Source organism: Phenylobacterium sp. (assembly GCF_046291545.1).
Classification (GTDB): domain Bacteria; phylum Pseudomonadota; class Alphaproteobacteria; order Caulobacterales; family Caulobacteraceae; genus Phenylobacterium.
In genome coordinates, this window is record NZ_JBKBSM010000004.1 from 87,336 (window position 1) to 107,762 (window position 20,427).

The 20,427-nt window shown below is 70.7% G+C and carries 19 protein-coding genes and 1 tRNA gene; 14 read left to right on the forward strand and 6 right to left on the reverse strand.

All coding sequences use genetic code 11. From position 1 onward, the window contains the following. Positions 1–68 precede the first annotated feature (68 nt). The 4 genes from lepB to recO are packed head-to-tail and all read left to right on the forward strand — an operon-like array spanning position 69 to position 3,223. The gene (lepB, locus tag ACK4YQ_RS11540) at positions 69–848 is read left to right on the forward strand and encodes a signal peptidase I (RefSeq protein WP_409611506.1); all 780 of its coding nucleotides are present in this window, start codon (positions 69–71) and stop codon (positions 846–848) included. Continuing rightward, positions 845–1,543, forward strand: a complete 699-nt coding sequence (gene rnc, locus ACK4YQ_RS11545) for a ribonuclease III (RefSeq protein ID WP_409611508.1) — start codon at positions 845–847, stop codon at positions 1,541–1,543. Before lepB ends, rnc begins: the two co-directional genes overlap by 4 nt. Beyond that, complete coding sequence (era, locus tag ACK4YQ_RS11550; RefSeq protein WP_409611510.1) at positions 1,540–2,472, forward strand: GTPase Era; 933 nt, start codon at positions 1,540–1,542, stop codon at positions 2,470–2,472. Before rnc ends, era begins: the two co-directional genes overlap by 4 nt. Before the next feature lie 19 nt (positions 2,473–2,491). Beyond that, positions 2,492–3,223: a DNA repair protein RecO gene (gene recO, locus ACK4YQ_RS11555; RefSeq protein WP_409611512.1), complete on the forward strand. Its 732-nt coding sequence runs from the start codon at positions 2,492–2,494 to the stop codon at positions 3,221–3,223. Here the strand turns inward: recO and ACK4YQ_RS11560 are convergent. Further along, positions 3,220–4,545 carry a diguanylate cyclase domain-containing protein gene (locus ACK4YQ_RS11560; RefSeq protein WP_409611514.1) on the reverse strand — a complete coding sequence of 442 codons (1,326 nt, stop codon included), beginning with the start codon at positions 4,543–4,545 and terminating at the stop codon, positions 3,220–3,222. The two genes, recO and ACK4YQ_RS11560, sit on opposite strands and share 4 nt — an antisense overlap. A 117-nt stretch (positions 4,546–4,662) precedes the next feature. Here ACK4YQ_RS11560 and ACK4YQ_RS11565 point away from each other — a divergent pair, with 117 nt between their 5' ends. The 3 genes from ACK4YQ_RS11565 (at position 4,663) to ACK4YQ_RS11575 (ending at position 7,834) form a co-directional block, all read left to right on the forward strand. Further along, a complete protein-coding gene (locus ACK4YQ_RS11565) occupies positions 4,663–5,430 on the forward strand; it encodes an SDR family NAD(P)-dependent oxidoreductase (RefSeq protein WP_409611516.1) in 768 nt (255 codons plus the stop codon). A gap of 79 nt (positions 5,431–5,509) precedes the next feature. After that, positions 5,510–6,655, forward strand: coding sequence for a CaiB/BaiF CoA transferase family protein (locus ACK4YQ_RS11570; RefSeq protein ID WP_409611518.1), 1,146 nt, complete (start codon positions 5,510–5,512; stop codon positions 6,653–6,655). 213 nt (positions 6,656–6,868) lie between these two features. Further along, entirely contained in the window at positions 6,869–7,834 is a 966-nt protein-coding gene (locus ACK4YQ_RS11575; RefSeq protein ID WP_409611520.1) for a YihY/virulence factor BrkB family protein, read from the forward strand. On the opposite strand, the gene ACK4YQ_RS11580 is transcribed toward ACK4YQ_RS11575, so the two are convergent. Continuing rightward, positions 7,806–8,039, reverse strand: coding sequence for a sulfurtransferase TusA family protein (locus ACK4YQ_RS11580; protein ID WP_409611522.1), 234 nt, complete (start codon positions 8,037–8,039; stop codon positions 7,806–7,808). The two genes, ACK4YQ_RS11575 and ACK4YQ_RS11580, sit on opposite strands and share 29 nt — an antisense overlap. Before the next feature lie 23 nt (positions 8,040–8,062). Continuing rightward, on the reverse strand, positions 8,063–9,526 hold the full coding sequence (locus ACK4YQ_RS11585; protein WP_409611524.1) for a CoA transferase: 1,464 nt from the start codon (positions 9,524–9,526) through the stop codon (positions 8,063–8,065). A 182-nt stretch (positions 9,527–9,708) separates the two neighbouring features. Here ACK4YQ_RS11585 and ACK4YQ_RS11590 point away from each other — a divergent pair, with 182 nt between their 5' ends. The 4 genes from ACK4YQ_RS11590 (at position 9,709) to ACK4YQ_RS11605 (ending at position 15,811) form a co-directional block, all read left to right on the forward strand. Further along, the gene (locus ACK4YQ_RS11590) at positions 9,709–12,198 is read left to right on the forward strand and encodes an ATP-binding protein (protein WP_409611526.1); all 2,490 of its coding nucleotides are present in this window, start codon (positions 9,709–9,711) and stop codon (positions 12,196–12,198) included. Between the two features lie 141 nt (positions 12,199–12,339). Next, positions 12,340–15,198 carry a YdbH domain-containing protein gene (locus ACK4YQ_RS11595; protein ID WP_409611528.1) on the forward strand — a complete coding sequence of 953 codons (2,859 nt, stop codon included), beginning with the start codon at positions 12,340–12,342 and terminating at the stop codon, positions 15,196–15,198. A 44-nt stretch (positions 15,199–15,242) separates the two neighbouring features. Continuing rightward, the gene (locus ACK4YQ_RS11600; RefSeq protein WP_409611530.1) at positions 15,243–15,437 is read left to right on the forward strand and encodes a YnbE family lipoprotein; all 195 of its coding nucleotides are present in this window, start codon (positions 15,243–15,245) and stop codon (positions 15,435–15,437) included. A gap of 11 nt (positions 15,438–15,448) precedes the next feature. Continuing rightward, on the forward strand, positions 15,449–15,811 hold the full coding sequence (locus ACK4YQ_RS11605) for a YdbL family protein (RefSeq protein WP_409611532.1): 363 nt from the start codon (positions 15,449–15,451) through the stop codon (positions 15,809–15,811). Between the two features lie 3 nt (positions 15,812–15,814). On the opposite strand, the gene ACK4YQ_RS11610 is transcribed toward ACK4YQ_RS11605, so the two are convergent. The 3 genes from ACK4YQ_RS11610 to ACK4YQ_RS11620 all read right to left on the reverse strand — a co-directional run bounded on the left by ACK4YQ_RS11610 (position 15,815) and on the right by ACK4YQ_RS11620 (position 17,539). Next, positions 15,815–16,792, reverse strand: a complete 978-nt coding sequence (locus ACK4YQ_RS11610) for a phosphoribosylaminoimidazolesuccinocarboxamide synthase (RefSeq protein ID WP_409611751.1) — start codon at positions 16,790–16,792, stop codon at positions 15,815–15,817. A 74-nt stretch (positions 16,793–16,866) separates the two neighbouring features. Beyond that, complete coding sequence (locus tag ACK4YQ_RS11615; RefSeq protein WP_409611534.1) at positions 16,867–17,334, reverse strand: DUF4126 domain-containing protein; 468 nt, start codon at positions 17,332–17,334, stop codon at positions 16,867–16,869. Positions 17,335–17,449: 115 nt separating this feature from the next. Next, positions 17,450–17,539 (reverse strand) — tRNA-Ser (locus tag ACK4YQ_RS11620). A 154-nt stretch (positions 17,540–17,693) separates the two neighbouring features. Here ACK4YQ_RS11620 and ACK4YQ_RS11625 point away from each other — a divergent pair. Genes ACK4YQ_RS11625 through ACK4YQ_RS11635 form a run of 3 tightly spaced genes read left to right on the forward strand, consistent with a single transcriptional unit; the run spans position 17,694 to position 20,425 of the window. Then, positions 17,694–18,752, forward strand: coding sequence for a septal ring lytic transglycosylase RlpA family protein (locus tag ACK4YQ_RS11625; protein WP_409611536.1), 1,059 nt, complete (start codon positions 17,694–17,696; stop codon positions 18,750–18,752). Between the two features lie 49 nt (positions 18,753–18,801). Then, the gene (tmk, locus tag ACK4YQ_RS11630; protein WP_409611538.1) at positions 18,802–19,431 is read left to right on the forward strand and encodes a dTMP kinase; all 630 of its coding nucleotides are present in this window, start codon (positions 18,802–18,804) and stop codon (positions 19,429–19,431) included. Next, positions 19,424–20,425, forward strand: a complete 1,002-nt coding sequence (locus ACK4YQ_RS11635; RefSeq protein WP_409611540.1) for a DNA polymerase III subunit delta' — start codon at positions 19,424–19,426, stop codon at positions 20,423–20,425. Before tmk ends, ACK4YQ_RS11635 begins: the two co-directional genes overlap by 8 nt. Positions 20,426–20,427 lie beyond the last annotated feature (2 nt).

The following is a 20,427-nucleotide window of genomic DNA, read 5'->3' on the forward strand; positions in this document are numbered from 1 at the left end:
TGCTCCGCGCCGGTCCAGCGTCTAGCTAACGCCCGTTCCGGCGTATCCGGAGTTTCCAAGGCAGCTTCATGTCCGACCAAGCGCAGAGCGCCGAGCCAACCCAGAAGTCCGGCGCGGTCTCGGAGATCGTCGAGATCGTCAAGACCGTCGTCTATGCGCTGTTGATCGCGCTGTTCCTGCGGGTGCTGCTGTTCCAGCCGTTCACGATCCCCTCGGCCTCCATGGAGCCGACGCTTCTGGAAGGCGACTACATCATCGTCTCAAAATACGCGTACGGCTGGTCCCATCACTCGATCCCGTTCAGCCCGCCGCTGTTCCGGGGCCGCGTGTTCGAGCGAGCGCCGCACCGGGGCGACATCGTCGTCTTCAAGCTGCCGCGGGACGGGCGCACCGACTACATCAAGCGCCTCATCGGCCTGCCGGGCGACCGCGTCCAGGTGAAGGGCGGCGCGGTCTTCATCAACGGCAAGGAAGTCCCGCGCGAGCCCCTGTCGCCGCAAATGGTCGACACCGGCTATGGCTTCTCCAGGGAGGTCGAGCGTTTCCGCGAGACCCTACCCAACGGCCGCTCCTACGTGACCTACGATTTCGGCCCGGACGGGGAGGTCGACGACACTGACGTCTATGTGGTGCCCGAGGGCTACTACTTTTTCATGGGCGACAATCGCGACAACTCCCTGGACAGCCGGGTCCCCTCGGCGGTCGGCGTCGGCTACGTGCCGGCCGAGAACCTGGTGGGCAAGGCCGAGATCATCCTGTTGTCCTGGGACAAGGACGTTTCGGTCTTCAAGCCCTGGACCTGGTTCACCGACGCCCGGCCCGGCCGGTTCTTCAACCTGCTGAAATGAACAGGCGCCAAGCCGCAGTCGCCGAGCTGGAAACCCTGATCGGCCGGCCGTTCGGCGATCCAGCGCTGCTTGAGCAGGCGCTCACGCACGCCAGCGTCGGCGAGGGGGCGGTCAAGGTCGCCCACAACGAGCAGTTGGAGTTCCTGGGCGACCGGGTCCTGAATCTGCTGGCCGCCGAGGCGTTGATGCGTCGGCACGGCGAAGCCCGCGAGGGCGAGCTCTCGCGGATGGTGGCCGCGCTCGTGAACTACCAGACCTGCGCCCGGGTGGCCCGCCGCATCGGCCTGCCCGCGGCGATGCGGCTGTCGGCCAGCGCCAGCAAGATCGGAGCGCGTGACAACGACTCCATCCTGGGCGACGCCGCCGAGGCGCTGATCGGGGCGATCTACCAGGACGCGGGCCTTGACGCCGCGCGCGAGTTCTTCGCCCGTTTCTGGGACGAGGAGATCGAGCGCCTCGATGCGCCTAGGGTGAAGGACTCCAAGACCGCCCTTCAGGAATGGGCCCAGGGACGCGGCTTGCCGCTGCCGGCCTACCGGATCGTGGGGCGCGAGGGGCCCGACCACGCGCCCGACTTCACGGTCGAAGTCGCGATCGAGGGGTTTGCGCCGGTCTCGGCGCGCGGACGGTCAAAGCAGGAGGCGGAAAAATCCGCCGCCAGGCTCATGTTGCAGCAACGGGAGAGCGGACTTTGACGCGCGCAGGTTTCGTCGCCGTGATCGGCGCCCCCAATGCGGGCAAATCCACCCTGACCAACCGCCTGGTCGGGGCGAAGGTGTCGATCGTCACCCAAAAGGTGCAGACGACCCGCTTTCCGGTGCGCGGGGTCGCCATCGCGGGAGAAGCTCAGATCGTGCTGGTGGACACGCCCGGCATCTTCGCTCCCCGGCGGCGCCTGGACCGCGCGATGGTCAGGTCAGCCTGGACCGGGGCAGAAGACGCGGACGCGGTGCTCCACCTGGTCGACGCCGCCGCCGAACTCGCCGCAGCGGAGCCCGGCGCCAAGAGCGCGGACAAGCGCGCCGCCCACGACGTCCAGACCATCGTCGAGGGCCTGAAGGCCAGCGGCCGGCAGGCGATCCTGGCGCTCAACAAGATCGATGGCGTCAAGCGAGAGCGCCTGCTCGAGCTGGCGAAAACCCTTTTCGACACTGGGGCCTATTCCGAGGTCTTCATGATTTCCGCGGCCGACGGCTCTGGGGTCGAGGACTTGAAGCGTCGGCTGGCGGAGCTGATGCCGGAAGGCCCTTGGCTCTATCCGGAAGACCAGACCGCCGACCTGCCCGCGCGGTTGCTCGCCGCGGAGATCACGCGCGAGAAGCTCTACCTGCGGGTCCACGAGGAGCTGCCCTACGCCGCGGCCGTGGAAACGACCGCGTTCGAGGAGCGCAAGGACGGCTCGGTCCGCATCGAACAGTCCATCTATGTGGAGCGTGAGAGCCAGCGGCCGATCATCCTCGGCAAGAACGGCCAGACGCTGAAGTGGATCGGCCAGCACGCCCGCGAGGAGCTGGAGGGGCTGCTGGAGCGCAAGGTGCACCTGTTCCTGCACGTCAAAGTCGACGAGCGTTGGCAGGACCGCCGCGAGCTCTACGGGGACGTGGGGCTGGACTTCGACGCCTGACCCCGTGAGCCTCTGAGCCATGGAATTCGAGGACGACGCCTTCGTGCTCTCGGCCCGCGCCTTCGGCGAGACGGGAGCCATCGTCGAACTCCTGACCGAACGGCACGGCAAGTATGCGGCGCATGTGGCGGGCGGCGCCTCGCGCAAGCTGCGCCCCTTCCTACAGGCCGGCGCCCGGGCGCTGGTCCGCTACCGGGCGCGGGTTTCCGACCAGCTCGGTTCGGCCAGCCTCGAGCCGGTGGGTGAGGGGCCTTCGGCGCTGTTCGACGATGCGTTGGCCCTGGCGGGGCTCTCGGCCGCGGCGGCGGTGGCGGCGGGGGCCCTGCCGGAGCGCGAGCCGCATCCGGGGGCTTTTCTTGCGTTCGAAGCCCTGCAGAGCGCCTTGCCCCATCCAGACATCTGGCCGGCGGTGTACGTGCGCTTCGAGGCGGGCCTGCTCCAGGACCTCGGCTTTGGACTCGATCTCAGCCGGTGCGCGGCGACGGGAGCGGTGGACGATCTGATCTATGTGAGCCCGCGCACCGGCCGCGCCGTCAGCCGGCAGGCGGGCGAACCCTACAAGGACCGGCTCCTGCCCTTGCCGCCGTTCATGCTGGGGGCGCAGGCGCGGCTCGCGCCCGGCGACGTGCGCGCGGGGCTCGACCTCACCGCCCACTTCCTCGAGGCCTTCGTCTTCGCGCCCCTAAACCGGCCGCTGCCGCCGGCGCGGCTGTGGCTTCTGGACCGGCTTTCGGAGTCTGGCTGGCTCTAGCTCGCCTGCCGGGTCAGGGCGCGGGCCGCCGCTTCCTCCAGCGCGCGGCCGGCAAGTTCGGGAGAGGCGACCTCGGCCACGCCGATGTCGAACTCGACGACGAACGGCGCCTTGCCCTCGCCGGATTCGAAGGCCGTGCAGCCGATCACCGCGCCGATCCGCTCACCGGCGGCCCGCGCCGCGGCCTGCGCCGTCGCGGGCAGGGCGAGGGCGAAGACCTCGGGCCCCAGTCGCGCGGCCGTGTCCTCGACCCGAACGAGCCGGCCGATCATCGAACCGATCTGCGGCACGGCGCGCTCCAGCCATCCGCCGGCGCGGGCGATGGCGACATCAGGCCGGTCGGCCACCCGCAGCACGCAGACCGACAGCGCGCGGTTGCGCTGGCGCGAGGCCTGGGCGAGGCGGATGAGGTGGTGGGCGAAGAGGTCGCGGGTGAACAGGCCGGTCGCCGCGTCCATCAGGCCGGAGTTCCGCGCCTTCTCGAGGGCCTTGCGGATGCCGGTCTGGCGGCGATAGCTGCGGGCGAGCTCGATGACGCGCCGCGCCGTCTCGCGCTCGGGCGTTTCGGGGGAGGCCACGTCCGAGATGCCCCGATGATAGGCCTCCGCCGTGGTCACGTAGGATTCCTCGCGCATGTAGAGCAGCGCGGGCACGTGGTAGAGGCGAGTGTTGCGGCGCATTCCGGCGGCGATCGACAGCGCCTCCTGGGAATTGTCGCCCGCCCAGAGGACGACGGCGTCGAACGGCCGCTCGTGCAGGTAGTCGAACGCCGTGTAAGCCGTGAAGGCGCCGACGATCTCGGCGCCGCTGCGGGCGAGGGCGTTCGAAAGGGCCAGGAACTGAGGCGCCGGCTCGCCGATGGCCAGGACGCGGAACGGCGCCTGGTCGAACTCCGGCGGATCCAGTTGGCGGCCGCGCTCGGCGAGGGTTTCCGCGCGCAGCTCGAACTCCTCTTCCGCCACGGCCAGACGCACCAGGCTCTCCAGCCTGAGCACCGCCTGCGAGGGATGCAGCGGCGGCGCAAGCATGAGATCGTAGCCGTGCGGCCCGTCGCCCTGCGGCTCGCCGATGGCCAGGACCGGCAGGCGGCGGGGCGAACAGACTTCCTTCAGCCGGCGCACGAGTCCGACCGGGTCTTCCCCGGCGCTGGACAGGTCGATGATCGCCGCCTCGATCTTCATGTCAGCGAGCGCCGCCGCGGCGGCATAGGGCCCGCGGGCGGTGATGGTGCGCCAGCCGAGGCGATCCAGCCCCTCGGCGAGGGGGCCGGCCAGCGCATCGTCGCGCGCGACGATCAGAACGCGCGCTTGGATCCCTGCCATTCCTTCACCCTTGACGCACGCCCCTGCTGTCTCCACGCCTCTCGGCGACAGAGAATCGCCATGCAGCTTATACGGCGGCGCAGGCGCGGGACAGGCATGGGAGGTCGATAGGCGGGGATGGATCAGACTCTGGCGGGGCGGGTGGCGCTGGTGACCGGCGCATCGGGCGGCCTGGGCGCGCATTTCGCCGAGCGGTTGGCGGCGGAGGGTGCGACGGTGGCTCTGGCGGCGCGGCGGGTGGCGATGGTCGAGGCGCGGGCCGAGGCGATCCGCGCCGCAGGCGGAAAGGCGCTCGCGCTGTCCCTCGACGTGGCCGACCCCCAAGCGATCGGTCCGGCCATGGACCGGATCGAGGCTGAACTCGGCCCCCTGGCGATCCTCGTCAACAACGCCGGTGTCGGCGGCCAGGGCCTGGCCTTGGACATTTCGGTCGAGGACTGGGACCAGACCTTCAACGTCAATGTGCGCGGCGTCTTCCTCTGCGCCCGCGAGGCCGCCCGCCGCATGATGGCCTCGGGCGTCGCAGAGCGCGGCGAGGCGCGGATCATCAACATCGCCTCGATCCACACCTTCGAGCCCAAGGGCGGCCTGGGCGCCTACTGCGCCTCCAAGGCGGCGGTCGGCATGCTGACAAAGGTGTTGGCCCGCGAGTGGGCGCGGCCCCAGATCGCCGTGAACGCCATCTGTCCCGGCTACATCGAGACCGACATCAACGCCGACTGGTTCAGGACCGAAGGGGGGCAGAAGCAGTTGAAGGGCTTTCCGCGCCGCCGGCTGGCCGAAGCAAGCGACCTGGACGCCGCCCTCCTGATGCTGGCGGGTCCCGCCGCGCGGGCCATCACCGGCACGCTGATCACCATCGACGACGGCCAGTCGCTCCCGTGAGGCTTGGCTGAGAGGCTTGGCTGACCGGGCGTCAGGCCCGTTAGATGCATCTACATCGTTGGAGTCCGGGAGGAAGAGCATGCGCCAGGGACCGTTGAGCGGGCTGAAGGTCGTGGAGTTCGCGGGCATCGGCCCGGGGCCGTTCTGCGGCATGCTGCTGTCCGATCTGGGGGCCGACGTGGTCCGCATCGACCGCAAGGGCGGCGGCCGCGGTTCGCCCGCCGACATCACCAGCCGGGGCCGGCGGTCGGTGGCGCTGGACCTGAAGAATCCCGCCTCGGTGGAGACCTGCCTGAAGCTCATGGAGAAGGCCGACGCGGTCTTCGAGGGGTTTCGACCGGGCGTAATGGAGCGGCTGGGGCTGGGCCCCGAGGTGGCGCTTAAGCGCAATCCCAAGCTCGTCTACGGGCGCATGACCGGCTGGGGCCAGTTCGGCCCGTACGCCCAGGCGGCCGGACACGACATGAACTACATCGCCATCACCGGCGCGCTGCACGCGATCGGAACCAAGGACAAACCTGTGCCGCCCTTGAACCTGGTGGGCGATTTCGGCGGCGGCGCCCTCTACCTGGCGTTCGGCCTGCTGGCGGGGGTGATCCAGGCCCGTGAGACGGGCAAGGGACAGGTCGTCGATTGCGCCATGAGCGACGGGGCGGCGTCCTTGATGGCCATGTTCTACGGCTTCAAAGCGTCGGGGATGTGGAAGGAGGAGCGCCGCGCCAACATGCTCGACGGCGGCGCCCACTTCTACGACACCTACCAGTGCAAGGACGGCAAGTGGGTCTCGATCGGCTCGATTGAACCTCAGTTTTACGCCCTGTTGCTGGAGAAGACGGGCATCAAGGATCCGGCCTTCGCCGCCCAGATGGATCGGGGGCAGTGGGACAGCCTTCGCACCAAGCTGGCCGAGGTGATCGCCACCAAGACCCAGGCCGAGTGGACCGAGATCATGGGAGCGACCGACGTCTGCTTCGCCCCGGTGCTCGACCTCGACGAGGCGCCGCGCCACCCGCACAACGTGGCCAGGGAGACCTTCGTGGAGGTCGCGGGCGTGGTTCAGCCGGCGCCGGCGCCCCGGTTCTCGGCCACGCCGGGCAGAATTCAGGGACCGCCGCCGGCGATCGGCGCGCACGACGTCGACGCCCTCACCGAGTGGGGTTTCTCGAAGGCCGACATCGAGAGCCTGCAGGCCTCCGGCGCCCTGGCCGCTCCCGCGACGGCCTGAGCCGCGACCTGACAGGCGCGTTCAGCCGGGGTTCAGGCGCGGGAAGCGATCCTGCGTGCAGGCTGATCGTTGCGATCTCCCGTCCCTCGAAGCGACGGTCGGCTCGATGGACTGGCACGCCCATCGGCGGCGCGTCGCCCGTTCCGGGTGGCGCGCCGCGTCCATTTGGAGTCCAAGCTTGCGTCTCGGACGCGAGTTGCCCAGGGTCCTGCAATGCTGAGCCCGCGGATTCGCCAGCGACTGAGCGAAGTAGACTGGGACCCGACGCACTGGCTGCGCCGCGCCCTGCAGATCCTCGGCAAGGCGCTCGCGCGTCTGTGGGGTCGCGATGTCATGCTCTACGTGGGCGGCGTCTCGTTCTTCATTATGCTGGCGGTGTTTCCTGCGCTGGCGATCCTGATCGGGGTCTACAGTCTCCTGGCCAACCCGGCCCACGCGACCGCGGAGGCCGAGGCCGTGACCCGGCTCATGCCCGCCGGGGCGCAGTCGCTTTTTGAAGGCGAACTGACCCGCCTGGCGCACGCGCCCACCCAGGCGGTTTCCGCGCAGAGCGGCGTCGCCCTGGTGATCGGGGGCTACGCCGCCTTTCGCGGCTTCAAGGCCCTGCTCGCGGGCCTCTCGTTCATTCACGACGAGGTGCGTCCGCGCGGATTCGTAGGTTTCAATCTCCTGGCCCTTGGGGTGCTGGTGGCCGCCTTCGCCCTGGTGTCCCTGGCCTCGGCCCTGTTCCTCGGCCTGCGGCTGATCGCGGCGACTTTCGATCTTCGTCCCCTGGCGGGCGTCTCCTGGCTCTACAGCGAGTGGACCTGGACAAGCGCCAGCCTGACCCTGGCGATGAGCCTCATCTACCGCTTCGCCATGTCGAGCTCGCCGGTGGCGTGGCGCGCCTCCATAGCCGGCGGCGTCTGTGCGGCCTTTATGTGCCTGGGCGCATCCTGGGCCAGCGCCTTCTATGTCGAACAGATCGCCCACCTTGGCGCCACCTACGGCTCGGTCTCCGCCGTCGTGGTGTTCCTGATCTGGCTGTCCTGGAACGTGAACGCAGTCTTCTTCGGAGGCGCCTTGGCGACCGAGATCGAACTGGCGCTGAACGCCGCGCGGCGCCCGGCGGCGGTCCCGGCCGAGCCGGAGGCGGCGGCGCCTCAGAAGCCTAGGCTGGTTTCGCGATCAGGAAGGTGAGCAGCGCCCCCTCGGCGCCCTGTTCGAGGATCTCCGCGCCGATCCCGCCGGCGAAGTGCGGCACGTCGATGCGCGCCAGCGGATCGTCCGCCAGGAGCCGCACCCGCGCGCCCGGCCGGGCGGCCTCCAGCGCGCGCCTCAGGCGCAGGGTGGGAACAGGGCAGCGGTGGCCGCGGGCGTCCACCAGGATCTCGTCGTCGCTCATATCCGCCGCTTAGGCCATTCCGGTCAGATTGGCGATGCGGCTTCAAGGACCGCTCCCTCGGGAATCCAGGTCGGCGGATGGGCGCCGAGGCGCGAGACGGGCAGGGACCAGCCGGGCGGCGTGCGCGACATCTGCAGCGGCGGGCGAAGCCGGCGCATCGGTCCGAACCCGGTCTGCGGGACCTCGATCATCCAGGCGGAGAGCTCCTCCGACGAGAGGGGCTCGGCGTGCTCGAGCCTGGCGGGCGCGCGGCCAAGGCCCTGCACCCACATGGCCGTCCGTGTCAGCGACACCCGCACCAGATAGCTCCCGCCGAAGCGCGCCCGGCGCCCCAACGCGATCATTGCGCCGAGCGCGGCCAGGAACCCCGTCGTGTAGTCGGTGACGGCGCCGGGCTGCAGCTGGGGGCCGCGCTCGCCGCCGAACACGTCGTCGCCGTGGGACCACGCCATGCCGCTGACGGTCTGCGCCAACTGCTCCCAGCCGGGACGCCCGCGCCACGGCCCTTCATGGCCGTAGGCGTTGATCGCCACATAGACGAGGCCTGGACGGACGCGGGCGAGATCCAGCGGGCCAAGACCCAGCCGATCCATGCCGCCGGCGCGGTAGCCCTGGCTGAACACATCGGCGTCCCGCACAAGCTCGAGCAAGCGTGCGTGATCCCGGGGATCACGCAGGTCCAGGAACGTCGCCCGTTTGCCGGGATTGGTGTCCGAGACGAACCATTCGGTCGACGGCAGATTGGGAGAGGAGACGTAGAGCGTGTCCGCCCCGTGCTGAGCGAGGGTGCGCGCGCACGTCGGGCCGGCGAGCACCCGGGTTAGATCCAGAACGCGCAGGCCGTGCAGGGGCGCCGCGCCGCCCGCCGGAAACGGCTCCGGCGGGCTGTCGCCGATCCGCACGATCTCGATCACCGGCTGGGCTGCCAGCAGCCGGCCCTGTTCGGTCTGGCCCCATTCGGCGGCCCGCCGCGCGCGGGCGCCGCAAAGCCCCGCTTCGGCGATCGCATCCTCCAGGCCCTGGCCGGTCCAGCGCCGGACCTCGGCGGCCACGGCGTCCCGGTCGGCGGGCGATCCGAGCAGGGCGTGCAGCCTGGCGGCGCTATCGGGGAAGCTCGGGTGCAGGAACACCCATTCGCCGTCGGAGGCCTGGAAGAAGCCCATGGCCGGAGTGCCGCGGCCGCCTCCCGCGTCGTCGGGGCGCATCGGCGGCGCGCGGGTCGGGTCGGCGAAGCTCTGGTGCGCGAAGCTGACGAGGGCCGCGGCCGCTTCCCGGGTGGCGACGCGGACCTCCTGCGCCTCACCGGTGCGCTGGGTCCACAGGTCCGCCGCCTCAACGCCGATGGCGCCCAGGGCGGCCGCGGCGGCTTCCTCTGCGAAAGCGGCGGTCTTCAGCGCGTTGGCGCCGGATTCCACCCTCAGCCATGACGGCCGAATGCGGCCCGACAGGCGCATCAGGTCTTCAAGCGCAGTGTCGGTCACGGACATGAGCGGCTCCTCGATACACAGCCGCCACTATGGACGAGGCTCCCGTGCTTGACATCCTGCCGCACCCGAATGCGGGCCTCCGTAACCCCTCCTCAAGGATGGTTTTCTAGGATCGCCAAAGACTTGGGCGTGGCCGACCGATGAAATCCCTCTCCAGAAGGTTCCTTTTTGGCGTCGGCCTGATGTCCCTGGCGGTGACCGTGCTCGCCTCGGTGGGCGCCTTCGTGGTCTTCCAGCAGGAACTGTCCAAACGGCAGATCGCCTATCTCGGCGAGTACGTGCGCGAGCGCAGCCGCAACGTTGACCGCCGGTTCTCCAACCTGAGCGCGCTTCACCGGCGTGCGGCGATTGAGCTTGAGCGTCGTGTCGCACACCTGTCCGACGCCGAGGCCCGCGCCCTGGCGGATCAGTACTTCCCGATGCGCTCCGACGGCACGCGCCGCAGCCGGCCCGAATACTTCGACGGCCGCAAGGAGCCGGGCGGCGGTTTCACCTATGGCATGGGGGCGTTCATCGGCCGCGCCGAGCAGACCCCGATGCACGAGCTCAAGGCGCTCGTCGCCGCGTTCCCCCTCGTGTCCAGCTTCGGCCAGGCGGCGTGGCATGACTATGACAACTTCTATTTCTTCACCCCCGCCACCCGGCTGGTGATGTTCGGACCAGACCGCCCGGATCGGCTGATGTTCTACCGTCAGCACGCGCCGCCGGAACTGGACGTGAGCAAGGAGGAGATGGCCCAGCTCACCTTGCCGCAGAACGACCCGACCCGCCGGACCCGCTGCACCAATCTCCAGCGCCTCGTGCAGGACAACGTCGGCGAGCGCCTGGCCACCGGCTGCATCACCCCGGCCTATGTTCAGGGGCGCTACATTGGCTCATTCGGCTCGACGATCGAGCTTTCCGGCTTCTTTCTCGACGCCGTGCAGAACCCCCTGCCGGGGGCGTCCAGCCTGATCGTCACGGACAAGGGCCAACTGATCGCCTATCCAGGCATCGGCGCTCCTGGCAGGCTCTCCAGGAGCGGTCCGGCGGAGGCGACGATCGCCGAGTTGGAGCGCCGCCTGGACCTTCAGCACGTGGTGCGGCAGATCGCGGCGGAGCGGAAGCCGTACGGGGTGGTGCAGGCGCGCGGCGGCAAGGACATCATCGCCTACGGTCGCCTTGAGGGGCCCAACTGGTACCTCCTGATGAGCTACCCGCGGGCGGCCGTCGCAGCCTCGGCGGCGCGTTCGGCCTCCTGGGTCCTGATCCTGGGCGTCCTTGCGTGCATCGTGCAGGCGATGCTGGTCATGGGCATGGCCCGGCGGGCGATCGTCGCGCCGGTGCAACGGCTGGCGGCGACCTGCGAGCCGGAGCGGTTTGGCGCAGAGCAGCGCCCCGACGTGATCGACATCGAGCAGCGCCAGGACGAGATCGGGGTGCTGGCCACGGCGCTTCGCACCGAGCGCGAGAAAGTCGAGACCGTCATGGCCTCCCTGGAAGACCGGGTGCATGAGCGGACCGCGGAACTCGAGCGCGCCAACGCCGAGAAATCCCGCTTCCTCGCCAATATGAGCCACGAGTTGAGAACCCCGCTCAATGGGGTGATCGCCATTTCCGAAACCCTGGCGCGCGAACAGGCGACGACGCGAGGCCGCGAACTCGCCGAGCTGATCGCCTCGTCTGGCCGGCTCCTGGAACGCGTGCTCACCGACATTCTGGACTTCTCGAAGATCGAGGCTGGAGAAATCACCCTCAGCCGCGACGAGTTCGACATGGCCGCGCTCGTCGAGCGTATCGCCGAACTGCACCGGGCGGCGGCCGAGGCCAAGGGACTGGCCCTGGAATGGCGTGTCGAGCCGGACGCCGAGGGGGCGTTCGTCGGCGACGCCGTGCGCCTGACGCAGGTGCTTTCGAACCTGTTGAGCAATGCGGTGAAGTTCACCGAGGCTGGCGTGGTGCGCCTGGCCGTGCAGGGCGACGGCGAGGGCGTCCGCATCGCCGTGAGCGACACCGGCATCGGCTTCGATGACGCGGTCAAGGCGCGGCTGTTCCGCCGTTTCGAGCAGGCCGACGCCTCAATACGCCGGCGCTTCGGCGGCACGGGGCTGGGACTGGCGATCAGCCGCTCGCTGATCGAGTTGATGGGCGGGACAATCCAGGTGACCTCGCGCCCCAACGAGGGGTCGGAGTTCATCGTCCGCCTTCCTCTCCAACGCGGGGAGGAGGCCAAGCCGGCCCGCGACACCGACCAGGGCCCGGCCATCGACGCCGCAGGCCTGCGCGTCCTGCTCGCCGAGGACCACCCCACCAACCAGAAGGTGGTCCAGCTGATCCTGCAGTCCATCGGGGTCGAGCCGGAGATCGTCGAGAACGGCCGTCAGGCGCTGGACCGTCTCGCGGTCGAGCCGTTCGACATCGTCCTGATGGACATGCAGATGCCCGAGCTCGACGGGCTCGCGGCGACCGCGGAGCTGCGCCGCATCGAGGCGGCGCGGGGGCTGCCCCGCACCCCGGTGATCATGCTGACGGCCAACGCCCTCGACGAACACGTTCGGGCGAGCCTCGAGGCCGGCGCCGACCGCCACCTGTCAAAGCCCATCCGGGCGTCCAGCCTGATCGAGGCCATCATCGAGGCCAGGCAGGCGGCCGCAGCCGAGGCGCCGCCGCACCAGCAGACCCGGATCGCCTGACGCCGGACCGACGCAGGGGCTGGTCTCGGCCTGCGGCTCGTGCGTTAAGAGCTGAGTCATGGCGCCGGCAGGCACAAGTTGAACGACCCATCCAAGAGCTCGCCGGGCGCTCCCGCAGTACGGCGCCTCGGACTCCTGCGCGTGCTCGTCGGCGCGCTGGCGATTCTCGCTGTCATGGTGGTCGCCATCTACCTGGCTCGCCGCATCATTGCGCGCGAAGTGCTGGTCGGGTGGCTGGAGTCCCGCGGGGTGCGCGCCGATGTGGACGTCGAGCGCTTCGAGGTGGACGGCGTCACCGCGTCCATCCGGGTGGGGCCGCCCGAGGCGCCGGAGCTCAGCGTCGAGCGGGTGGAGGTCGTCTATTCGGCGCGGGGCTTCTGGTCGGCGCGCCCGCTGGGGGTGGATGTCAGTTCCGTGCGGCTCGTGAGGCCCGTCGTTCGCGCCAGCCTGCGCAACGGCGTCCTCAGCCTGGGTTCCCTCGATCCGATCGTCGACGAATTCCGCAGGCGGCCACCCGAACCGGATGCGACCAAGCCCCTTATCCTGGTCGAGGGCGGGCGCGCACGCGTGGAGACCGACTACGGCCTCCTGGCCCTTCAGGCCGACGCCCGCATCGCCGACGCCAAGCTGATGTCGCTGGACGCGCGGCTCGGCCCCACAGAGCTGAGCGGCGAGGGCGTGAAGTCGCAGATCGCCGCCGGCGCCCTCTCGCTGCGGACCACGGGCGATCGCATCGCCATCAGCCTGCGCTTGCGCGCGCCGGCGGTGGCGGCGGACGCCGGCGCGGCGGAACGGGTTGACCTCTCGCTGGCGGGTCTTGCGCCCTATCCCGACTTCGAGGGGAAGCGGGGAGACGGGGGAGTGACCGCCACCCTGGCCGCGTCCGCGCAGACCTTGCGCTCAGGGCGCAGCGAGGCGGGCGAGGCTGCGCTCACCGCCCGGTTCGAGGGGCGCGCCACCGGCTGGGCCGATACGCTGGCGCTGGCCGGACCGATCCGCGCGAGTCTGCGGGCCGGCGAGGTCAGGGCGCCTGACGCGCATGCGTCCGAACTCGACGCGGGGTTCGCCGGCCAGGTCCGCTGGTCGGCCAAGGACTGGCGGGTCCAGGGCGCCGCGTCCGGCGGGCTGCGTGGCGGCTGGAGCGCGCTCGGCGCGCCCGCGGCCCAGGACGCGGCCGAACTCGCCGCTCTCAAGCGGGCGGCCGCTGACTTCGCCCTCAGCGCCCCGGCCGTCGCCATCGCCGCCGGCCCGCAAACCCTTCGCGTCGGATTGCCCGCGCCCATCCAGGCGAGAGGCCGAAACGGCGTGCGGGCCGTGCTCTCGGCCAAGGCCGGCGAGCCGCTCTACGGTGACGGATCCGGCGCGTTCCGGCTTCACCTGACCGGCGGCGAAGCGCCTGAGGTCGACCTCGCCGTCGGCCGCTACACCCTGACGGAGGAAGGTCTCGACGCGGCCGTGGCGGCGAACGCCGACGGGTCGTTCGGGCCGATGCGAGAGGCGATCGTTGCGACCTCTGGGACGCTGGCGGTTCAGGGCGGCGCCGTCAGCTTCGTTCAGGCCGGCTGCCATCCGGCGCGAGTCTCGCGAATCGAACTCGGCGAGACCGACATCACCGGCGTGGAGGGGCGCATCTGCGCCGGGGAGGGGCCGCTGTTCTCACTGGACCAGGGCCGCTGGCGAGCCCGCGCGAGGCTTGACGGCCTCCGCGCCGAGGCGCCGTTCCTGGAGACCCGGATCGAGGAGGCCGCCGCACGGCTGGCCGCGGACGGCGCCGGGCAGGACTTGAAGCTGACCACGCAGGTCGCCCAGGCCCGGCTGATCGACACGGCGTCCGAGACGCGCTTTCAACCCGTGCAGGCGGCGGGGAACGCTAGCCTCGCCGGCGAGCGCTGGACGGGCCGTTTCGACCTGTCCGACAGCGCCGGCCGCGCTCTGGGCGTCGCCCGCCTGGAGCACGACATGCGCGCCCAGCGCGGCGGCGTCGTTCTCGACACCGGAGAGCTCGTGTTCGCCCAGGGCGCGCTGCAGCCCGGCGACCTGTCGCCGATGGCCTCGGCGCTGGGCCCGCCGGTCGATGGCCGGGCGCGCTTCGAGGGCGGCATGGAGTGGTCGGGGGAAACCCTGAGCAGTTCTGGCGTCCTTAAGGTGCCCTCGCTGGCCTTCCGCAGCGCGGCCGGCCCCGTCGTCGGCTTGTCGGGAACGATCCGGTTCACGAGCCTGGTTCCCCTCGAGACCGCTCCAGGCCAGCAACTGCGCGTCGAATCGGTGGAGAGCCTCGCGCCTCTGACCCACGTCGCCCTCGACTTCCAGCTCGTCGACGAACTCCTCAAGGTCCAGGCCGGCTCGCTGGAAGTGGGGGGCGGGCGACTGGAACTGGAGCCCCTGACCGCGCCCCTGAGCGGCGCGGCCTTTGAAGGCGTGGTGCTGGTCGAGGGCGTGCAGCTGTCGGACCTCGTCGCCCGTTCGCCGTTCGCCGACCGGGTGTCCCTGGACGCCAAGGTCAGCGGGCGCCTGCCGTTCGTGCTGGGCCCCGAAGGCGTTCGCTTCATAGAAGGCCAATTGCACGCCGTTCAGCCTGGCCGCCTGTCGATCCGCCGCGAGGCTCTGAGCAACGTGGCGGCCGAGGGCGGCGAGGCGGCGGTCGCCGACGGGCCGGCGGCCGCCCTCGCAGCGCCCCAGGAGACCAACACGGTTACGGAGTTCGCCTTCCAGGCGCTTGAGAACCTCGCGTTCGAGAGCCTTTCGGCCGAGGTCAACAGCCTGCCAGAGGGCCGTCTTGGCGTGCTGTTCAAGATCCAGGGAGCGCACGAGCCGCCGCAGGAGCAGAGCCTGGAACTCGGAATCGGCGACCTGCTTCGCAAGGACCTGCTGCAGCGCCGCCTGCCGCTGCCGTCGCACACCAAGGTCAACTTGACCCTCGACACCACGCTCAACCTGGATCAACTCCTCAAGGACTTCGCCGAGACTCAACGGGCCGGTTCAGGCGCCGTTCAGCCCTGAGGCGCGACAACCGACACATCCACCCCCATGGAAGGGCGAGGCAGATGAATTTGACGCGGAGATCGCTGGGCGTGGGCCTGGCCGCAGGCGGCGCGGGCGTGACGCTTGCGGGATGCACCCACACCATCAAGCTCGATGTGCAGCCGATCACCATCTACGCCAAGCTGGACGCCGACGTGCGCGTGCGCCTCGACGAGGACGTCAAGGCGCTGATCCAGCAGAACCCAAACCTGTTCTAAGGACCCTGCTGATGACCAGGAACACCCTCACCGCCATGCTGGCCGGCGCGATCGGCGCCCTGGCCCTGGCCGGGACCGCCGCCGCTGATCCGGCCCAGTCCAAGGCCCTTGTGGACGCCGCCAAGACCCGCGGAGAGGTCGGCGAGCAGTACGACGGCTATCTCGGCTTCGTCACCAGCGTGTCGGACCCCGCGCTCAAGGCCGCCGTCGCCGAGATCAACGCCGGACGCGCCCAGCTCTATCGCCAGGCGGCCGCGCGCAACAACGTCACCCCCGAAGCGGCCGGCGTCTCGGCCTTCAAGACGCTCGTCGAGGCCAAGATCGCGCCGGGCGAGTACTACAAGATGCCCGAGGGCGCCTGGGTGAAGAAGTAGGGCTCAGCCCGAAAAGTAGGGCGCCAGGTTGCGCCGGACGCGCTCCAGGATGGGCTCGTCCGGCGAGGGCGGCGCGAAGGCCTGGCCGGTGATCATCTCGAAGGCGCGCACATAGACCCCGGCGGTCTCCAGGATCAGGTCGGCGGGGATCGGCGGGATGGGGTCCTTGTAGGGGTCGCAGCGCTCGGCCACCCAGTTGCGCACGAAGTCCTTGTCGAAGCTCTCCGGCCTTTCGCCCGCCGCAAAGCGCTCGGCGTAGCTCGCGGCGATCCAGTAGCGGCTGGAATCGGGGGTGTGGATTTCGTCAGCCAGCAGGATGCGCCCGTCCTTGTCTACGCCGAACTCGTACTTGGTGTCGGCCAGGATCAGCCCCCGTTCGGCGGCCATGGCCTGACCTCTGGCGAACAGGGCCAGGGCGTAGTGCGACAGGGTCTTCCACTGTTCAGGGGTGAGCAGGCCCTGATCGATGATCTGGACAGGGGACAGCGGCTCGTCGTGGCCGCCGTCGAACGCCTTGGTCGTCGGCGTGATGATCGCCTCCGGCAACCGTTCGTTGGGCTTCAGGCCGTCGGGCAGGCGCACGCCGTACATCTCGCGCTCGCCCCTTCGGTACATCGTCAGGATCGAGGTGGCGGTCGTTCCGGCGAGATAGCCGCGGACCACGATCTCCACGGGCAGAATGTCGAGCCGGCGGCCGACGACGACGTTCGGGTCGGGGTAGTCCAGCACGTGGTTGGGGCAGATGTCGGCCGTCGCCTCGAACCAGAAGCGGGCCGTCTGCGTCAGCACCTGCCCCTTGAACGGGATGGCCGCCAGGATCCGGTCGAAGGCGCTGAGGCGGTCGGTGGCGATGATGATCCGCCGCCCGTCCGGCAGGTCGTAGTTGTCGCGAACCTTGCCGTGGTAGGCGCCCGGCAGTTCCGGGATCGTCGCATCGTCGAGCACCTGGTGGGCGTGGGCCCGCAGGACCGCCATGTCCATGTTCATTGGTCACCGTCTAAGGGCAGGAGCCGCCCCTCTACACGATGAGGGCCCGCGCGTCTGCCGTGCGCGGTTCAGGAGAGCGGGGCCACCAGCAGGATCGCCCCCCCGATCGCGACTACGTCTTCCAGAAGGGCGATCGGGCGGTCGCGCCCTCCGGCCGCCGCCGTCAACCGGGTGCGGGCTTCATAGCCCCCGAGCGTGCCGACGACCGCCCCGGCGGCGCCTGCGATGGCCCCGCCGGCCAGGGCGCCCCCGGTGGCGCCCAAGGCGGCTCCGGACAGGGCGCCGGAGGCGATGCGGGCGCCGAACGGCAGCGCGGACTTGCGGCTTGGGGTCCTACGCAGCTGGTCCGCCACCAGTTCGACCAAGGCGAGCACCACCAGCACATAGGCGGTGATCTTCAGGCCGAGGAAGGCGAGGGGCGTGCCGGCCAGCGACATCCACCCGAGCGCCGCCGAGGCGCTGACGGCTGCCGGCGCGGTCATTGTGCGCAGTCCCGCGATCACCCCGATCAGAAGCGCCGCCAGATAGATCGTCATCTGCAGCCAGTCCCCGAAGCGCCGCTTCCCCTCAGCGCCCCAGTCTCGCCTGGGCGACGCCCCGTCGCCTCACCCTACGCTGGAGCGGCCGGCTGGCAAGGGAAACGCGCGCGGGTGGCGGACGGGGTGGGATTCGAACCCACGGTGGGCGTGAACCCACGGCGGTTTTCAAGACCGCTGCCTTAAACCACTCGGCCACCCGTCCGGATCGGCGGCTATAGCAGGGCCGCGCGCGCCGCTCCACAGGGCAGGCGGGCGGGCCGGAGGACCGGCGGTTAACCATCCGGCTTAACCGGCTCCAAACCTTCTGTTCACCATGATGGCGGTTTCACGCACGCCGTTCCGGGGGAGGGGCTGACATGCCCGCGTTCGCACGCTCGCTCAGCGCCTGTCGCAGCCTCGCTTTGCTGGCGCTGGCCGCCGCTACGCTCGCCGCCTGCGCCACCCCGCAGCCACGATACTCGGCGCGCACGCCCGATGCAGGCCACGCCGGCATGCCCTCGGGCGCCGGGGGAACCTACAAGGTGGGCAAGCCCTATCAGGTCGGCGGCATCTGGTACGTGCCCCGCGAGGACAAGAACTACGACGTGCGGGGCGTCGCCTCGTGGTACGGCGACCAATTCCACATGAAGCGCACCGCCAACGGCGAGGTGTTCGACAAGAACGCCCTGTCCGCGGCCCACCCGACGCTGCCCCTGCCCAGCATCGTGGAGGTGACCAATCTTGAGAACGGCCGCTCGCTGCGGGTGCGGGTGAACGACCGCGGCCCCTTCGTCGGCGGCCGGGTGATCGACATGTCGCACGCGGCCGCTCGCGAACTCGGATTCGACCGCCAGGGCCTGGCCAAGGTCCGGGTTCGCTACGTGGGACCCGCTCCCCTCGGGGACTACCGGATCGCTGCGGCCCCGCCGCCGCCCGCCTCACCCCCGCCCGCGCAGCCCGCCCCCACGGCGCCGGCGACGGCGACGGTGAGCGTGGCCCAGGCGCCGCTCCCGCCGGTCGGCGCCGACGAGGCCCGCGGCGAGGAGGGCGACGTCACCTGGACCGCGCCGGCGCCTGCCGCGGTGGCCACGGCCGCGCTCGAGCCGCTCGTCTCGGCGCCGCCGCCGATCAATCCGCCGGACCCGCAGGTCGCGCGGCTGGCGCCCTCCGCTCCGCTCGGCCTCATCGCGCCGGCCTCGGGGAGCGGCTTCCGCATCCAGGCCGGGGCGTTCAGCCAATCGGCCAATGCGGAGCGCGCGGTCCAGATCCTGAACCGCGCGGGCGCGGCGGCGGAGATCGAACGGGTCGATCGCGACGGCGGCTCAATCTACCGGGTGATCGTGCTGGCCTCCGGCGACGAGAGCGCGGCCTTCGCCCTTCGCGACCAGCTCGCCGGCTATGGCTTTTCGGACGCCCAGGTGATCCGGCCGTTCTGACGCGGGCGCCGCCTCTGGACATCGCCGCCGAACGGGCCAATTTGAGCCCGTGGCGCGCGGGCGGTTCATCACTTTCGAGGGCGGAGAGGGGGCGGGAAAATCCACCCAGCTTCGCCTGCTGGTCGATCGGCTGAAGGCCGAGGGCCACGAGGTCGTCGCCACGCGCGAGCCGGGCGGCTCTCCCGGCGCTGAGGCCATCCGCAACCTGTTGGTGAACGGCGCGGCGGACCGCTGGTCCCCGGTCACCGAGACGCTTCTGATGTACGCGGCGCGGCGCGACCATATCGAGCGCGTCATTCGCCCGGCGCTCGAACGGGGCGCCTGGGTGGTCTGCGACCGCTTCGCCGATTCGACGCGGGCCTACCAGGGTGCGGCCGGCGGAACCAACGCCGTCCTGATCGCGGCCCTGGAGGATCATGTGCTGGAGGGGGTCCGCCCCGACCTGACCCTCATCCTCGACCTGCCGGTCGCGGTCGGGCTTCAGCGCGCCGGCGCCCGCGCCGGCGGCGAGACCCGCTTTGAATCCAAGGGCGCGGCGTTCCACGAGCGCCTGCGCCAGGCGTTCCTGGCGATCGCCCGGGCCGAGCCCGACCGTTGCGTGGTCATCGACGCCGCGGCGGATCTCGACACGGTGTCCGCGGCGATCCAGGCCGCGGTCGGGGCGAATCCCGATGGCTGAGCGCGCCGCCATCGCGCACCCGCGCGAGACCTTCGAGCTGATGGGGCACGATGGCGCTCAGATCGCCTTCGAGGACGCCCGCGGCCGGGGGCGCCTGCATCACGCCTGGCTGCTGAACGGCCCGGAGGGCGTGGGCAAGGCCACCTTCGCCTATCGTGCAGCCCGCCGGCTCCTGGGCGCTCCGCCGGCCGGGGAGGGCGCCCTCGGCGCTGATCCCGCCCATCCGGTCTGCCGCCAGATCATCGCCCGGTCCCACCCCGATCTGATGGTGCTCGAGCGCATCGGCGAGGACGGCAAGGCGCGCAAGGTGATCCCGGTCGACGAAGCCCGCGGGCTGTCGGAGTTTTTCTCCAAGTCGCCGGCCGTCGCCGCGCACCGCGTGGCGATCATCGACGCGGCCGACGACCTGAACGTCAACGCCGCGAACGCGGTGCTGAAGACGCTGGAGGAGCCGCCGCCGCGGGGCGTGCTGCTGCTCATCTCCCATTCCCCGGGGCGGCTGCTGCCGACGATCAGGTCCCGTTGCCGCCGGCTCGGCTTCCATCCCCTGCCGGAGGACGTCACCAGCGACTTCGTGCGCGCGCGCACCGGTGTGACCGTCGAGGACTCCCTGCGGCTGGCGCGAATGAGCGGGGGCGCGCCGGGACGGGCCCTCACCCTGGCGGGCGCCCAGGCCGTCGCGATCGACGATGCGGCCCGACAGATCCTGCAGGATCTGCCGAGGCTCGACGAGGCCGCGGCCCTGGCGCTCGCGGACCGTTTTCGCGGTGGCGAGGGCCAGGCCCAGTTCAACCTCCTGTTCGAACGCCTGGCCGACCGCCTGCACCAGCAGCTGGCCGAGCACGCGCGGGAAGGCGCCGGAGCGCTTGATCGCTGGGCCGCGGCGTGGGAGACGCTGCAGCGCCTGCCCCGCGAGGTGGAAGCCGTCAATCTCGATCGCGCCGACGCCTTCTTCACCGCCTTGTCCGAGTTGCGCCTCGCCGCGCGCGCCTGAAG

What these genes read in the sequence shown, in the direction of transcription:
- ACK4YQ_RS11610 (WP_409611751.1), bottom strand. Translation starts at nt 16,792, where the DNA reads ATGGACATGGCGGTCCTGCGGGCCCACGCCCACCAGGTGCTCGACGAT.
- ACK4YQ_RS11635 (WP_409611540.1), top strand. Translation starts at nt 19,424, where the DNA reads ATGGCTGAGCGCGCCGCCATCGCGCACCCGCGCGAGACCTTCGAGCTG.
- ACK4YQ_RS11560 (WP_409611514.1), bottom strand. Translation starts at nt 4,545, where the DNA reads ATGGCAGGGATCCAAGCGCGCGTTCTGATCGTCGCGCGCGACGATGCG.
- rnc (WP_409611508.1), top strand. Translation starts at nt 845, where the DNA reads ATGAACAGGCGCCAAGCCGCAGTCGCCGAGCTGGAAACCCTGATCGGC.
- ACK4YQ_RS11570 (WP_409611518.1), top strand. Translation starts at nt 5,510, where the DNA reads ATGCGCCAGGGACCGTTGAGCGGGCTGAAGGTCGTGGAGTTCGCGGGC.
- ACK4YQ_RS11590 (WP_409611526.1), top strand. Translation starts at nt 9,709, where the DNA reads ATGTCCCTGGCGGTGACCGTGCTCGCCTCGGTGGGCGCCTTCGTGGTC.
- ACK4YQ_RS11565 (WP_409611516.1), top strand. Translation starts at nt 4,663, where the DNA reads ATGGATCAGACTCTGGCGGGGCGGGTGGCGCTGGTGACCGGCGCATCG.
- ACK4YQ_RS11605 (WP_409611532.1), top strand. Translation starts at nt 15,449, where the DNA reads ATGACCAGGAACACCCTCACCGCCATGCTGGCCGGCGCGATCGGCGCC.
- ACK4YQ_RS11600 (WP_409611530.1), top strand. Translation starts at nt 15,243, where the DNA reads ATGAATTTGACGCGGAGATCGCTGGGCGTGGGCCTGGCCGCAGGCGGC.
- lepB (WP_409611506.1), top strand. Translation starts at nt 69, where the DNA reads ATGTCCGACCAAGCGCAGAGCGCCGAGCCAACCCAGAAGTCCGGCGCG.
- ACK4YQ_RS11625 (WP_409611536.1), top strand. Translation starts at nt 17,694, where the DNA reads ATGCCCGCGTTCGCACGCTCGCTCAGCGCCTGTCGCAGCCTCGCTTTG.
- ACK4YQ_RS11575 (WP_409611520.1), top strand. Translation starts at nt 6,869, where the DNA reads ATGCTGAGCCCGCGGATTCGCCAGCGACTGAGCGAAGTAGACTGGGAC.
- recO (WP_409611512.1), top strand. Translation starts at nt 2,492, where the DNA reads ATGGAATTCGAGGACGACGCCTTCGTGCTCTCGGCCCGCGCCTTCGGC.
- ACK4YQ_RS11615 (WP_409611534.1), bottom strand. Translation starts at nt 17,334, where the DNA reads ATGACGATCTATCTGGCGGCGCTTCTGATCGGGGTGATCGCGGGACTG.
- ACK4YQ_RS11585 (WP_409611524.1), bottom strand. Translation starts at nt 9,526, where the DNA reads ATGTCCGTGACCGACACTGCGCTTGAAGACCTGATGCGCCTGTCGGGC.
- ACK4YQ_RS11580 (WP_409611522.1), bottom strand. Translation starts at nt 8,039, where the DNA reads ATGAGCGACGACGAGATCCTGGTGGACGCCCGCGGCCACCGCTGCCCT.